At 52.3% G+C, this 14,744-nt stretch carries 13 protein-coding genes; 9 read left to right on the top strand and 4 right to left on the bottom strand.

Features of this window, described 5'->3' with window-relative positions:
- Nucleotides 1-34: 34 nt before the first annotated feature.
- Complete coding sequence (locus tag ACIQW9_RS03850; protein WP_402333159.1) at nucleotides 35-640, bottom strand: restriction endonuclease; 606 nt, start codon at nucleotides 638-640, stop codon at nucleotides 35-37.
- 151 nt (nucleotides 641-791) lie between these two features.
- Here ACIQW9_RS03850 and ACIQW9_RS03845 point away from each other — a divergent pair, with 151 nt between their 5' ends.
- Nucleotides 792-1,358 (top strand): D-alanyl-D-alanine carboxypeptidase family protein, encoded by a 567-nt coding sequence (locus ACIQW9_RS03845; protein WP_402333157.1) that lies wholly within the window; start codon nucleotides 792-794, stop codon nucleotides 1,356-1,358.
- Between the two features lie 50 nt (nucleotides 1,359-1,408).
- Here ACIQW9_RS03845 and ACIQW9_RS03840 read toward each other — a convergent pair whose 3' ends face one another.
- Complete coding sequence (locus tag ACIQW9_RS03840) at nucleotides 1,409-2,290, bottom strand: LysR family transcriptional regulator (protein ID WP_402333154.1); 882 nt, start codon at nucleotides 2,288-2,290, stop codon at nucleotides 1,409-1,411.
- Between the two features lie 163 nt (nucleotides 2,291-2,453).
- Here ACIQW9_RS03840 and ACIQW9_RS03835 point away from each other — a divergent pair, with 163 nt between their 5' ends.
- The 6 genes from ACIQW9_RS03835 to ACIQW9_RS03810 all read left to right on the top strand — a co-directional run bounded on the left by ACIQW9_RS03835 (nucleotide 2,454) and on the right by ACIQW9_RS03810 (nucleotide 9,510).
- A complete protein-coding gene (locus tag ACIQW9_RS03835) occupies nucleotides 2,454-3,362 on the top strand; it encodes an NAD-dependent epimerase/dehydratase family protein (protein ID WP_402333152.1) in 909 nt (302 codons plus the stop codon).
- Between the two features lie 557 nt (nucleotides 3,363-3,919).
- Complete coding sequence (locus ACIQW9_RS03830) at nucleotides 3,920-5,506, top strand: methyl-accepting chemotaxis protein (RefSeq protein WP_402333149.1); 1,587 nt, start codon at nucleotides 3,920-3,922, stop codon at nucleotides 5,504-5,506.
- Between the two features lie 791 nt (nucleotides 5,507-6,297).
- Entirely contained in the window at nucleotides 6,298-6,960 is a 663-nt protein-coding gene (locus ACIQW9_RS03825) for a hypothetical protein (protein WP_402333146.1), read from the top strand.
- A 97-nt stretch (nucleotides 6,961-7,057) separates the two neighbouring features.
- A complete protein-coding gene (locus ACIQW9_RS03820) occupies nucleotides 7,058-7,828 on the top strand; it encodes a histidine kinase (RefSeq protein ID WP_402333144.1) in 771 nt (256 codons plus the stop codon).
- Between the two features lie 63 nt (nucleotides 7,829-7,891).
- Nucleotides 7,892-8,152, top strand: a complete 261-nt coding sequence (locus tag ACIQW9_RS03815) for a transposase (protein ID WP_402333141.1) — start codon at nucleotides 7,892-7,894, stop codon at nucleotides 8,150-8,152.
- 248 nt (nucleotides 8,153-8,400) lie between these two features.
- Nucleotides 8,401-9,510 carry a GlxA family transcriptional regulator gene (locus ACIQW9_RS03810; RefSeq protein ID WP_402333138.1) on the top strand — a complete coding sequence of 370 codons (1,110 nt, stop codon included), beginning with the start codon at nucleotides 8,401-8,403 and terminating at the stop codon, nucleotides 9,508-9,510.
- 76 nt (nucleotides 9,511-9,586) lie between these two features.
- On the opposite strand, the gene ACIQW9_RS03805 is transcribed toward ACIQW9_RS03810, so the two are convergent.
- Both ACIQW9_RS03805 and ACIQW9_RS03800 read right to left on the bottom strand, forming a co-directional pair.
- The gene (locus tag ACIQW9_RS03805) at nucleotides 9,587-10,282 is read right to left on the bottom strand and encodes a DUF4197 domain-containing protein (RefSeq protein ID WP_402333135.1); all 696 of its coding nucleotides are present in this window, start codon (nucleotides 10,280-10,282) and stop codon (nucleotides 9,587-9,589) included.
- Between the two features lie 55 nt (nucleotides 10,283-10,337).
- Complete coding sequence (locus tag ACIQW9_RS03800) at nucleotides 10,338-11,231, bottom strand: DNA ligase (RefSeq protein ID WP_402333134.1); 894 nt, start codon at nucleotides 11,229-11,231, stop codon at nucleotides 10,338-10,340.
- Here ACIQW9_RS03800 and ACIQW9_RS03795 point away from each other — a divergent pair.
- Together ACIQW9_RS03795 and ACIQW9_RS03790 are read left to right on the top strand one after the other, a co-directional pair.
- Nucleotides 11,164-12,615, top strand: a complete 1,452-nt coding sequence (locus ACIQW9_RS03795; protein ID WP_402333131.1) for an amino acid ABC transporter substrate-binding protein — start codon at nucleotides 11,164-11,166, stop codon at nucleotides 12,613-12,615. The two genes, ACIQW9_RS03800 and ACIQW9_RS03795, sit on opposite strands and share 68 nt — an antisense overlap.
- Nucleotides 12,606-14,675, top strand: coding sequence for a putative bifunctional diguanylate cyclase/phosphodiesterase (locus ACIQW9_RS03790; RefSeq protein WP_402333128.1), 2,070 nt, complete (start codon nucleotides 12,606-12,608; stop codon nucleotides 14,673-14,675). Before ACIQW9_RS03795 ends, ACIQW9_RS03790 begins: the two co-directional genes overlap by 10 nt.
- Nucleotides 14,676-14,744: the final 69 nt, after the last annotated feature.

Here is a 14,744-nt window from a genome sequence, read left to right as displayed (position 1 = left end):
GGCAAACGCCAGATTTTTATGGTGGTAAAAACATTCAGGCTTTTTGTCCGGAAATGGCGCGCACGCCCGTACTCTTGTCTATCTTCATTTCACGCAGCAATTTGGCCAGACCCGCGCCATGCACCAGCCGCATTTTGTGATCGACGGCAAACTGCATCGCATTCGGCGTAAAGTCGCCCGCAGTAATATAGAACGAATAATCCGCACCACCCGCCTCCACTGCACGATGCAAATCGCGCAATGGTTCGATACCATTGCTCGCTGCTTTCCAGCGCTTGCAACTGACGAGCGCCTTGCGTCCGCCGCTGATGATGGAAAAATCGGCCTGCGGCTGTTCGATGCGCGTCACTTCAAAGCCGTCGCGCACCAGTGCGCGTTCAATTTCCACCGAAAAATCCTTCCACGACATCGCCCGCGTTGCCTGCAGGATTTCTGCCACGCGCGCATCGCTGGGCAAGCCGCGTTTGCGCCACAGTACCATCACGCTGACGACCAGAAAGGGCATGCCGCTAAACACGCCATATATTGCATATTGGCGCGGCAATATCGCCCACGCAATGATCGCGATGACCAATGCAATCCCGCCGCTGACCCACCACTGTGCACGCAGCAATAATGCAAAGACCGAATTTTTAGCCATACTGAATTTCACACGTCACCTCACTGTTTTCTTTGCTGTCCATAATAACGCAGTTCAAGCAGAGATCGAAGCCGTACTGCGATTTGCAGACGGCAACATTAAGACGTAAGCTGACCCATTATTTTGCTCACGCTGGTGCCACGCAGACGACATGAAAAACGACCGACAGCAAAACGATTACGAAAATCGCATCGCGCTGGAACTTGCCAGGCTTGGCATTGCGCAGGAATTGATTACACAAAAACAATTGCCTTTTTATGTGGAAGCGCAGGAATTGACCATAGCCGAGACCGATGACGCCGGTCGTGCATACCAGATGACGCCGGCAACAGCCGCAGCCTGGATGGCGATGAAACAGGCTGCACGGCAAGACAATATAGTGCTGGAAGTCGTATCGGCATTCCGCTCGATCGAGCGACAAATCGAGATCATTCAATACAAGCTGGATCGCAATATGCCGATCGAAAAAATACTGACGCTGAGTGCGCCGCCCGGTTACAGCGAACATCACACAGGTCGTGCCATCGATATCAACACGCCGGGCTGCATCGCCACGGAAACAGAGTTTGAAGATACCGCTGCATTCTGCTGGCTGACTGCCAACGCCGGCGGCTTCGGTTTTACCCTGTCATATCCGCGCGACAATGCGCTGGGATTCATTTACGAGCCCTGGCACTGGTGTTTTCAGGCTGATGCGCCGGATGAAAACAATATCTAGAATAACTTTAGATATACATTGCAAGCTATTGTTTTTAATAACAAAAATAACTATAACTTTTGTTGCAAAAATTCCAGAAAACAACTGATTCTTCGCGACAACTGCGTGTTCCGGTAATACACCGCATGGATCTGTTGCCGATAGCCGGTGTAGTAATTTTCCAGAATTCTGACCAACCGGCCGGCTGCAATATCGTCCCGTGTCATGTAATCGGCCAGGCTGGCAATGCCCTGCCCGTGCAAGGCCAGCGCACGCAATGTTTCTCCGCTCGACGCAAACAAGGCAGGCGTAACCGTCAGGCCTTCTCCACCGGCATGTCGTATCGGCCACGTATTGCCGGATTCAAATTGCAAAAAACCCAGCAACTGATGCTCGGCCAATTGTTCCGGCGTGGTCGGCGTGCCGTGTCGTTGCAGGTAGTCGGGGCTGGCCAGCAGATGCAGCGGATTGGCCGTCAAGGCGCGCGCGTGCAGCGTCGAATCCTGCAGGTTGCCGATACGGATCGCAATATCGGTACGATGTTCAAGCAAATCCGCGACCTGATCATTGCTCGTCAATTCCAGCGTAATTTGCGGGTATAGCGTACGAAACTCGGCCACATGCGGCACGATGGCATGCAGGATGAACGGCGCCGCAGCATCGATACGCAAGCGCCCGCTCGGCTGCTGGCGCCGCACCCGGATAGCCTCTTCCGCCTCATCCATCGCAGCCAGAATCGCGCGAGCTTTCTTCAGAAACAGCCGACCTTCGTCGGTCAACTCCATCCGGCGCGTGGTGCGCGTCAGCAAGGAAGTCGCCAGTTTTTCTTCCAGCCGCGACAGCCCACGACTGACCGCCGAAGTCGTTTGCCCCAGATGCTGCGCCGCTGCACCCAGCGTACCGCTATCGATGACGGCGACAAAGGTTTTCAAATCATCGGAATTGATATCCATTGTTGATCCCAGGGAAAATATCATTTGATGGTACAGCTATTTTTCTCAACAATAAATGCCCGCATAGTACGTTCATGGGCTTGATCCTGCCGTCCGGTCAGCCGGCATGCATGGGATGACGCCCACAGAAACATCACTCATCCATATATAAAAAGGACAGAACATGAACGTATTCATTACCGGCGCGGCAGGTTTTATCGGCGGCTCAGTCGCAGCGCGTTTATTGCAGGAGGGCTATCAGGTGCATGGCCTGGTGCGTACGCAGGAACAGGCGAATCGCGTACAGCAACTCGGCATCACGCCCGTCATCGGCACACTGGAAGACAGCGAGGTTTTAACACGCGAAGCAAAACAGGCCGACGCAGTCATCAATGCTGCCAGCTCGGATCATCTGGCTTCCGTCGAAACCCTGCTCAACGCCCTTGCAGGTTCCGGCAAGGCCTTCATCCATACCAGCGGTTCCAGCGTCATCGGCGACGATGCGCGCGGCGAATGGAAGTCCGATACCGTCTTTGCCGAAGACACGCCCGTTACCGTGGTGCCGGGAAAAGCGCCGCGTGCTGCGCTCGACAAACTGATACGCGATGCGGCACAGCGTGGCGTGCGTTCCGTCATTCTGTGCAACACCATGATTTACGGCACCGGCCTGGGTGCCAGCCCCGATAGCGTGCAAATTCCGCCGCTGGTGGCGCAGGCGCAAAAAAGCGGCATCGCGCGTTATGTCGGCCAGGGCGTCAACGTCTGGTCCAACGTGCACATCAAGGACGTCGTTGAATTGTATTTGCTGGCTCTGAAAAATGCACCGGCCGGCTCTTTCTATTTCGTTGAAAACGGCGAAGCATCGTATGCCGATATCGTTGCGACCATCGCCCAACGTCTGCAACTCGGTGCATCGCAATCATGGCCGATCGAAGAAGCGATCAAGGAATGGGGATACGGCCATGCCGTTTATTCCTTCGGTTCCAACAGTCGCGTAACGGCTGACAAGGCACGCAAGGAGCTCGGCTGGAAACCGATGCATGCGTCGGTCTTCGACTGGATCGCAAACGACATGCAGGTCACCGCCAGATAAAAACCGCGGCAGCATCAGGCGATGTACGCAGGACTATCAAGGCTGCGTACTCACCCTGATAGTCCGCAACATGACATCAGACACCCGTCCTGCAAATCATAGCCCGTGCCCAGCCGTGACTGATATTCAACTCAACTCATCCCCCACTACTGCCCAGCACCGCACCGGACACCACTCTCATTTGTCACCGCTACAAAAGGGCAGGTAGGAATATCTCGCAAAAAATTTATTGATAGATGAATAGTTTTCAAGCAAAGGCTTTCTCACATAAAAATCAAGATGGAGTAAGCATAAAGTAAGTATCTCCAGCCAAGATGAAGAGGACTTATGCAAAATCACCTCTCCACTAGCAGCATCAAGACTGCACCTGTGCATCAATTCCGCTTCAGAGATTGACCCAGTATTCAACTGCGGAATCCTGATTCGCCTGCGCACCTTTAGCAAATGTATGTGAATTTCACCGGCCATCGAAAAATTGATATCCGGCGACGGGATGAGCTTGCTCGAACAAGCTGCCCACATCAAATAAAAAATAGTGACACCAAAGGGGAAGACACATGTCCGCATTACAAAATCGCCGCTCCATGAGCATCGCAAAAAAACTTGGCTTGCTCACCGCCAGCGCCATCCTGGGCATCGTCGTACTGACTGCGCTGTTTCTGATTTCCGAACGAAAACTGATACTGGAAGAACGAAAAAATAATGTGCGACAGGTAGTAGAAGCGGCCCACGGCTTACTGACTCATTACCACGACCTCGCAAGCAAGGGCAGCTTGACCGATACGCAGGCGCAACAGCAGGCGATGCAGGCGATCAAGGGCTTGCGTTACAGCGGAAGCGAATATTTCTGGATCAACGATATGCATCCGCGCATGCTGATGCATCCGATCAACCAGGCACTGAACGGCAAGGACCTGTCTGCCAACAAGGACCCGACAGGCAAGCATCTGTTTGTGGAATTCGTCAAGCTCGTCAAGGCTGAAGGTGCCGGCTTCGTTCCGTATATGTGGGCCAAACCGGGCAGCGAGCAACCGGTGCCGAAAATATCGTACGTCAAGGGATTTTCGCCATGGGGCTGGATTATCGGCTCCGGCGTATACCTCGATACGGTTGAAGCCACCATCATGAGTCGCTTGCTGTCCTTTGCAGTCGGTGCATTGATACTGGCTGCCATTCTGTTTGCAATCGGCATGATCATTTCGCGCAGCTTGCTCAGACAGCTCGGCGGCGAACCAGATGACGCAAGCAATCTTGCCAGCGCCATCGCTGCCGGCGATTTGTCGCTTGACATCAAGACGCGCCCGAGCGACAGCACCAGCCTGCTGTATGCGATGAAAAGCATGCGCGACAGTCTGGCAAAAGTAGTCGGCGATGTACGCGCTGGCACCGACACCATCGCCACTGCATCGAATCAGATCGCTGCCGGCAATCTCGATCTTTCGTCACGTACCGAGGAGCAGGCCAGCTCGCTGGAAGAAACCGCCTCATCGATGGAAGAGCTGACCTCGACCGTGAAACAGAATGCCGACAATGCACGACAGGCAAATCAACTTGCCATGTCCGCATCGGAGGTTGCAGTCAGGAGCGGTGCCGTCGTCTCGCAGGTGATCGATACCATGGGCTCGATCAATGCATCGTCAAGGAAGATCGTCGACATCATCGGCGTCATCGACAGCATCGCATTTCAGACCAATATTCTGGCGCTGAATGCGGCAGTCGAAGCCGCACGCGCCGGTGAACAGGGACGCGGCTTTGCCGTAGTGGCATCCGAAGTACGCAGCCTGGCGCAACGTTCGGCAGCAGCAGCGAAGGAAATCAAGACATTGATTAATGATTCGGTTGAAAAAGTGGATGTCGGCGCCAAACTGGTCGATCAGGCCGGCAGCACCATGAACGAAGTTGTCGACAGTATCAAACGCGTGACTGACATCATGAGTGACATCACTGCGGCCAGTCATGAACAAAGCAGCGGGATCGAACAAATCAATCAAGCTATCGGACAGATGGATGAAGTAACTCAGCAAAATGCCGCACTGGTGGAAGAAGCCGCTGCTGCTGCCGCATCTCTTCAGGTGCAAGCTGAGCATCTCTCGCAGACAGTCAGCGTATTCAGACTGTCATCGACAAGGATCGATCATGCGTAAGGCAGTTTTCTGACACGGCCTGGATGCTGGCGCAGGGCCCATCCCTGTTGCCAGCCGGCACGATCTACTGATGGAAGTCAAAGTAATGCCTGCCGACCTGCCTGACATAAAAATCTGCAGCAGCGCTTATCCGCCGGATGGCGAATAGCCGGATGGCGAATATAAAGCTATCGACCGGCATGCTGCCGTAGCATGCAGTCGGCGACCACGTTGGAAAGTAATACTTGAGAGGGAAAACCGTATTGAAAAAATTCTGCCAAGGATTCAAGAAATGAGGCAATGCCTATACTGACAGAGGCCTCCAAAACAAGTTGAAACCATCTGTCTTTTTCAAATCTTTTTTACAGTCCCCTCCCCTAAAAAAACATTCGTTCTCACGAATATTTTTTACGATTTTTTTTCATGCACTTCTATTGAAAAACAAATCGATACAATCACAACTCATCTACTTCTCCGCCCATACTTTCTGTTTTTCCTTATCGGTATTTCACGTGATTTAACAATCTGCAAAAACAGAAAAAATATTTTCACCCCTCGCATTTTCTTCAATCAAAAAACTTCCCAAAAACGCCAGATGCGACTGTCCGAAGCAGACAAGGTTTTGTCGTAAAGAAAAAAGGTCGGCGTCCTATTATCAATCCAATCCAGACGAAGCCAGTCAAGCACTGGCGCAAATGGATTAGCCCGAGTGGCGGATATCAGCATCATCTTTCTCAAGACATATCTGCCAGTCGGAACCTATTGAAAAAGACATCAAGGTACTGGTATCCATCCATTCAGGAGAATCAAAAATGAAACGTCACATCATTGCAGCAGCCATTACATCAATGTTCGCCGTCGCAGCATTTGCGGGTGGTCATGGTGGTCCATACAATCCACCTCCTCCTTCACATCCACCAATGTCAACGGCAGGTGTAAGTGCCGTTTCAACTGGCGGCAATGGCGGCGGCGGCGGCAGCGCAACGTCAGGCAATGTCACCGGTGGTTCAACTACTGGAGGTAATGCAAATGGCGGCTCTGCATTTCAAACCAACAACGGCGGCCCAGCAAACACAGGCGGCAACTTCACGGCCACAGGCGGCACCAGATCAACGGGTGGCAACACCACCGCCAACACCAGCAACACAGCTAAAGTCACCGGCGCCGGTGGCGGCGGCAGCGGCGGGGGCTACGGCGATCGGGGCCGTGGCGGCGATAAAAGTAGTGGTGGTGGTAGCGCAAGGACAGGCGACACAACTGGCGCGTCGCAGGGCTTCAACGGTAATTCTCTCGCAATCGGCGGAGAAACAAAATCCAACACCGGCGATGCCAACTCGGCCAGCAACAACGGCAACTACGCCGGAGATGGAAAATCGGTAACGATTGGTGGCGATACGAAGAGCGGTGCAGCATTCGGCGGCAATGGTGGCGACGGCGGCAATTCTGCTGCGGTTATTGTTAATGGCGGCCATTGAGCAGTACGCAACCGGCTACTGCTAAGGCAGTCCGAAAAACAGGGAGAGAGTTATCTCTCTCCCTGAATTTCAAAAATCATAATGTGATGGAGTCGCCATGAAAAGCAAAATTCTAGGTGTGCTGGTAGCCTCAATGTTCGCCTTGCCAGCGTGGTCGGGAAACATGCATAACGGCTCCGGTGGCTCCGGTGGCTCAGGTGGTTCAGGTGGTTCAGGTGGAGCACCGACATCATCTTCGTCATCCACAGCAACAGGTGGTGCCGGCGGTGCAGGCGGTTCAGCCACCGGTGGTAGCGGAACTGGTGGCTCAGCAACTGGTGGCGCATCGAATGTAAACGTTTCGGTTAACACAGGTTCGGGTTCGGGTAGCGGCGGCGCATCTCCAGCCGCAATCGGTGACGTAGGTGCACCAGGCAGCAGTGCCAACAATACCAAAGCCACTGTCGATTACGGTGGCAGCTATACCGTCAAGAATGTGCCTAGCACGATCGCACCATCGCTGACCACAACACTTTCTGATACCTGCATGGGATCGGTATCGGGTGGCATATCAGCCGTCGGTTGGGGTCTGTCAGGTGGTACGACGATGGTTGATGAAGCGTGCGTACGCCGTCTTGATTCGCGCGAATTCCGTGCAATGGGCATGAATGATGTTGCACTCGCATTGCTATGTCAAAGCGCAGCCAATCGCAAAGCGGTTGAAGCAACTGGTCGCGCCTGTCCCAGCTCGGCACCAACTCAAGCGCAAGCTCCGGGAGTAACGACCTACTCAGTCGGCTCGCCGCAATCTGCAGGAGAGTACACCGACCCTATCGTACGCAGGCGTATGGGGCTGGAACCTTTGCCTGATTTATCCGCAGCGAAATGAAAAAGATGAAACTGATTCTCCTAGCGGTATTGGCGCAACGGAACAGAAACAAAAGGTCATGCGATGAAGCGGACAATAACGAGCGATCGGATTGCAGCAGCCTTGAAACAAGAGGAATTAGGCATGCCATTGAAAGATGTGATCCGACAAGCAGGCGTATCGGAACACACTTTTCTTGACTGGAAGAAACACTACAGCGCGATGCCAGGCTTCCCGCAGGATTTAAAGTGCTTGCAGGAAGAAAATACCAAACTCAAGCAAATCGTCGCTGAGCTGACGCTGGAAAATGCGCGACTGAAAGATGAATTGAAGGAAAAAAGATAACACCAAATGGCAACATCATGATGCCGCCATTTCAATGAAATGTAACCAAATGTAATGACACTGCCATTGCATTTCAAAAATGCAGCAATAAAATGTTTTCTTTAAGCGCATCTTAAGTTCGTAGTCGCAACATGCACTGTAGAAAATATATTTGCTTTGCCATGAAGCAATTTATTTTTCTGTTGTGGCCAGAAAAAATTCTTGTTCAAAAGTAAGAGCAATAAAAAGCAGTTTGACAGGAGATAAAAATGGAACGGATGTCCTTCAAAATGTCGGCAGAGACCGACAGTGCAAGATCCATCAAACATATAGGCATCATCGTTTTTGAAGGCGTTATATTGGCCGACGTTATCGGTGCAGCAGATGTATTCGGCGTTGGCGACAAATTAATCTCTTCCGTCTTTGCTGGCGAGACAGGCTATGCCATTTCCCTGTTATCGCTCTACGGTGGCGTCATTAAATCTTCCGCCTCCGTCGAAATCATGACCTTACCCCTGTCGTCTCATGAGCAGCATACATTTGATACCTTGATCATCGCGAGTGGCACTGGCAATTTCGCTGCATATCTCGAACCTGGCATGATCGAATGGCTGCAAAAAACAAAGAATAAAGTTCGTCGCATAGGCGCCGTATGCACAGGTGTATTTGTGATGGCAGCCGCCGGCTTGCTCGACAATCGTCGTGCCACTACACATTGGGTCTTGCAAGATAAATTGATACATGAATTTCCGCAGATCAAAGTGGAACGGGAAGCGATGATGACGGAAGACGATGGCATTTTTACTGCAAGCGATGTCGGCATGGCTTCAGAGATGGCACTCAGTTTTCTCGAAAGCGATCTTGGTCCAAGTGTGGCAAAACGCGTTGCAGACAGCCTGCTTGTCTGCCAGCGTCGCCGCGATCATCCAACGACAGCTCGTCCGGTTCGAGTAGCTGAACCCAGCAAGAACAATAAAATCCAGCAAGCATCGCGCTGGTTTGCCGAGCACATGGCAGAATCGATCAACATACTCAGTGCCGCAAATTTCGTTTCGATGAGTGAACGCAATTTTCAGCGCCAGTTCAAACGCGAAACCGGATGGACGCCGCACGAATTTTTATTGCATCTGCGACTGGAAGCGGTTCGTCAACAACTGACTGAAACAGATTTGCCTGTCGATAAAATTGCACGTCGCTGCGGTTTTTTAAGCGGTGAACATGTATCAAAATTATTCCGCAAGCATCTATCGGTCTCGCCTTGCGAATACAGAAGAAATGAACGATCCGTACAAAAACAGCTTTTCCCGGCAACATCACAACAGCATCAATTTGTAATCAGCCGCAATCTTTCCCAGGCATCGCAAACGACAACGCCTTGATCAACAGAGTGTTCATCAAGGCGTTGTCGGGCACTACGTGTTTGCTTCAAATTTATTCAATCCGATAGCCGCAGTATTATTTCAAGGCACCAAATACCTTCCCCAGAATCGCACTGCCGGAACCGATAGGATCAGCACGAATTGCTTTTTCTTCCTCAGCGATCATCGTGTACAAACCATCCAGTGCGCGCTTCGTCACATAGCCCTCAACCGTAGTCTCATCCTTTGATACCAAACCGCTGGATCCCGCTTTTCCCATGACGGCGTTGTACTGCGCTGACAGACCGTTCTTATCGGTGATTTTTTTCACGACAGGAAGGAATTGCGCATTCAATGGCGTGGCTGTTTTTTGACGGAAGAAATCAGTGACCGCCGTATCCCCACCAGTCAAAATATTTTTAGCATCGGTGACCGACATCGATTTCACAGCATCGAGCAATAAAGGTTTAGCCAATGCAACCGCAGATTCCGCAGCATGATTCATCGACACTGTCAGCTCATCCACTTTCTTTCCCTGCCCTGTCATGCGCAAAATAGGCATGGCCTTTTCCAGCACGCTCGGCAAGCCGATTTTAACTTTCTCATTATTCAGAAAACCATTTTCGACGCCAAGTTTTGAGACGGCAACACTCGCTCCTTTTTCCAGCGCCGCCTTGACACCGCTGCTGGCATCTTTGTTGCTGAGGTCAGCCAGCGACATAGCGCCGGCAAGAGAACTCGCACATACAAATGTAATGGCCGCAGCCGTTTTGGATAAAGAGAAAATCGACATGATGGCTCCGTGTATAAGTAAAAAATGAATGGCGTTAATGAATATTAGCGAACTATCATCTGGATGGCACGATAATATCTTCCCGCACCCGCATGAAACTCGCGAAGCGTGGAATGCCGCTGCGGTTTTTATCGCGATATCGATACGTCACCCAACTGCCGATTGCCGGTGGCGACGTACGTTGTGCATCACTGAATCCCGTACCCAGCCGGAAACGCTGGCCGTCCGGCATTTCCACCAGCAAGGCGCCGAGCCGCCCCTGATGTTTACCCTTGCCCGGCAGGTGCGCGATTACTCTGGCTTCAGCATCTTCATGCAGTTTCAACTTCAGCAGATCATCGTTGCGGGCGGCCCGATACAAGGATGCGCCACGATGCAGCATCAATCCTTCGCCACCGGCTTTCACGGTTTTTTGCAGCAGTGCCTGCAAGGATTGCTCATCCCGCACCCTGACTTGCCGGACGGCCTGCACCCAGGGCACATCCAGTTGGGCAATGACCGTTTGCAATGCCGGCAGGCGCTCGTCGAAGACGCCGCCATGCAGTGGCAGATCGAACACCATGAAATGCATATTGCGCCAGGCGGCATCCTCCGGTTTTTGTCGGCGTGCGGTCGATACCGCCTCGGCAAAACGTCCGCGTCCGGCCCACAGTTCGCCATCCAGTGCGAGCTGCGGCCAGCCTGCGGTAAACCATGCCGGCGCATGAATGCGTTCGCCCCCACGCGTAAAGAATTGTTCGCCATCCCAATAGGCGCGGATACCATCGTATTTTTCGCTGACCCAGTAGGCGGATAAATCAACATTGCTGTGATAGCTGTTTGCCAGCATCAGCGGCGTAGCGCCGGATGCTCCATCTTCAGTAGATGCGCCGGATGGCGCCATGCCCAGAAACGCGGCAAGCACCAGGCTGACAAAAACTCTCGCGAGCATCACAAGCAGTTGCGTCATGTACAAGGTAAAAGCAAACCGGTATGCATGCATGATATTCCCCTTCCCTGCTTCGATCGCAAGGGTCTTTATTCACTTGATGATCGTATGCCGGAAAACAGTGATGCCCATCATAAATGCAGCGCATTGTGGCTTAAAAGATACTGACATTACGTTGCACCAAAAAAACTATTCAAGTACTCTCACTCTGAACTTTGCTCTTCTTTATAGGTGCAATTGCATGCGCTACGGCCTGCGGTATCGAATACTGTTCTTGATATTATTTTCGCTTGCACTTGGTATCTCGGGACTGGCCCGGTCTGCCGACCTCATTCATGTCGGCGTCACAGTGAGCAAGACAGGCAAATATGCCGAGCTGGGCAGCATGAATGAAAAGGCATACCGGCTATGGGAGCGCGACGTTAATCGGCGTGGCGGCCTGCTTGGCAAACAGGTACAGATCACCATGCTGGATGATAAAAGCGATCCCCACCTCGCCAGCAATCTTTATCGCAAGCTCATTGTTGGCGACAAGGTCGATCTGGTGCTCGGTCCTTATTCCAGCGACATCACCGAAGCCGTCTCCAACATTACCGAACAGCATCATATGCCGCTGCTGGCATCCGGCGCATCGGCTGACTCCATCTGGCAACAGCACCGCAACTATGTGTTCGGCGTCTATGTCACCAGCAGCAAATATTCAGTCGGCTTCCTCGAACTGCTCGTCAAATCTGGGATTAACCGGATCGCCATCGTGGCCGCCGACGATTCCTTTTCGCAAAGTATCAGCATCGGCACTGCCGAATGGGCAAAGCGCTATGAAATGCAGACAGTACTTTCAGCGACCTTCAAGAAGGGCTCCACAGATATCCGCAACAGCATCCAGGCTGCCCGCCTGGCCGGTGCCGAAGCAGTAATAGTCGCAGGCCATTTCGACGATGCGGTCAACGGACGTCGCGCCCTGAAGGAAATCGGCTGGACGCCCAGGGCTTATTACGCCACTGTGGGCCCGGCCATACAGAAATTTTCCGATACGCTGAAGGACGATGCGGACTACACCTACTCGACTTCACAATGGGAACCTACGCTGTCTTATCCGGGAGCGCGCGAATTTACGCAATCCTTCCGCGAAGAATACGGCATCCTGCCCTCCTACCATGCGGCCAGTGCCTACGCTTCGGGACAGATTCTGGAAGCGGCCATACGCAAGATAAAAAGCATAGATCGCGAAAAACTCCGGGATGCCTTATCCAGACTGGATGCCATCACCGTGATGGGACGTTACGGCGTGGATGAAAGCGGCAGGCAGATACGTCATTTCACGACGACCGTGCAATGGCAAAAAGGGAAGAAGGAAGTCGTTGCACCGCAAGAACTGATAACGGCCAAGCCCGTATGGCGATAGAAAAAAGCTCCACCGCACTTGCCAGCAGCCTCTATTTCCGCATTCTGGCGCCTGTCATTCCCATCATCCTATTGATGGTGATACTCGGTGGCACCGTTTTTTCGTTTGGACTGCGCACGGTATCGCACTATGCAAACGAACGGATACTGGATGATCTTGAACGCAATTCCCGCGAGCTGTACAACATCTGCGATACCGTATTGCAGAATCTGCTGCTGGGCGGCTTTGCCGATACCGCAGCGGAGATACGCGTACGCAAGGGCAATGCGCTTGGAAAAATAGAAGAATATGCACACGAGCACAATCTACAGGTACTGGTGCTGGAGGCAAAGCGCGGCAAAATACTGTTGCAGCAGGCCGTCTTGCCGCCGCAAAAAATCATTGCAGATACCGAGGCGGAAAGTGACAAGCCGTTCATAAAAATCAGTTACGAAGACGTCGATTACTATGCGCATCAATTCAATTTTGAATTATGGGACTGGCGCGTCATCATTCTTCGGGACGGCAGAGCGTATGAAGCGTTTGCCAGCACAATCAGACAAGGCTATATCGCTATCGGCCTGATCCTGCTGATCATCAGCGTGATACTGGTGCTCTACTTTCGCCGCGTCATTCACAAGCCGGTGCGCACCATCATTGCCTCTATTCAGGCTAATGGAATGCCTAATTACAAGGGCATTTACGAATTTGAATTTCTCAGCAACGTCATTCGCGAAGCAAAACAGAATGAGCAGGAAAAACAGATCGAGATGTCCTACCAGGCATCGCATGACGAGCTGACCGGCCTGATCAATCGACGCGAATTTGAACGATGCCTGCAAAGCGCCTTGCATGACATCCATACGCAACACGGGACGCATACCATTCTTTACATGGATCTCGACCAGTTCAAGATCGTCAACGATACCTGCGGCCATCATGCCGGCGATATTCTGTTGCAGCAATTGACCCGCGTGTTGAAGGAAAAACTGAGACAAAACGACATTCTCGCCCGTCTGGGCGGAGATGAATTTGGTGTGCTGCTGCGCAATTGTTCCGCCGAACCTGCACTGAACGTCGCCGAATCCCTACGCCAGACCGCCAGCGAATTTCGTTTTGCCTGGAACGACAAACTGTTCTCAATCGGCGTCAGCATAGGCTTGCTGACCTTTTCCGACGACGAACTCAGCCTCAACGAAATCCTGAGCATCGTCGATGGTGCCTGCTATCTGGCCAAGGAAAAAGGTCGCAACCGCATCCATGTCTGCCATCCTGACGATGGCGAGTTAAGCGAGCGCAAAAGCCAGATGGGCTGGGTGGCGAAAATATCGAATGCACTCGAAGAAAACCGCATGGTTTTATTCAAGCAAACGATCGCACCACTGCAGCCATCGCAACAGAAAATCATCCACTTTGAAGTGCTGCTGCGCATGCTGGATGAAGAGGGAAAGCTGCTGCCGCCCGCTTTCTTTCTCCCTGCTGCAGAACGCTACAACCTGATGACCAGCATCGATTTCTGGGTCATTAAAACGGCGTTTGCCTACTATCGCGACTTCTGCACCGATCCGGCGGTGGCCTATACCTGTTCCATCAATCTTTCCGGCGCAACAGTTGGCGACGAACGCCTGATCGCCTATATCCGCGAACAGTTTCAGGTTTCCGGCATTTCACCTTCCGGCATCTGTTTTGAAATCACGGAAACCGCAGCCATTGCCAATCTCGATCGTGCCGTGACGCTGATGCAGGATTTGCAGAGGATCGGCTGCCGTTTTGCGCTCGACGATTTCGGCAGCGGCATGTCCTCTTTTGGTTACCTGAAAAAATTGCCTATCGATTACATCAAAATCGACGGCAGCTTTGTAAAAGACATGCTGCGTGACCGTATCGATCATGCGATGGTGGAAGCCATCAACAACATCGGCCATGTGATGGGCATCCAGACCATTGCCGAGTTTGTCGAAGATGAAAAAACAATGATCGCGCTACAGGAAATGAACGTCAATTTCGCACAGGGCTACGGTATAGGAAAACCCGAACCGCTGTGCAACTTGCCGGAACAGATGATGGAAATGCACAGTTAAACCAGCGTCTGCAGCATGCACCGGTCACCGCCGCCGCAACAGGCACTCCTGACCTCAGCGGCAAATCTG

The sequence above is a fragment of the Herminiimonas sp. NPDC097707 genome (genome assembly GCF_044761395.1).
In the GTDB taxonomy this organism is placed as follows: domain Bacteria; phylum Pseudomonadota; class Gammaproteobacteria; order Burkholderiales; family Burkholderiaceae_D; genus Oxalicibacterium.
Note: the sequence above shows the minus strand (reverse complement) of the source record. Positions and strands in the feature narration are given on the sequence as shown.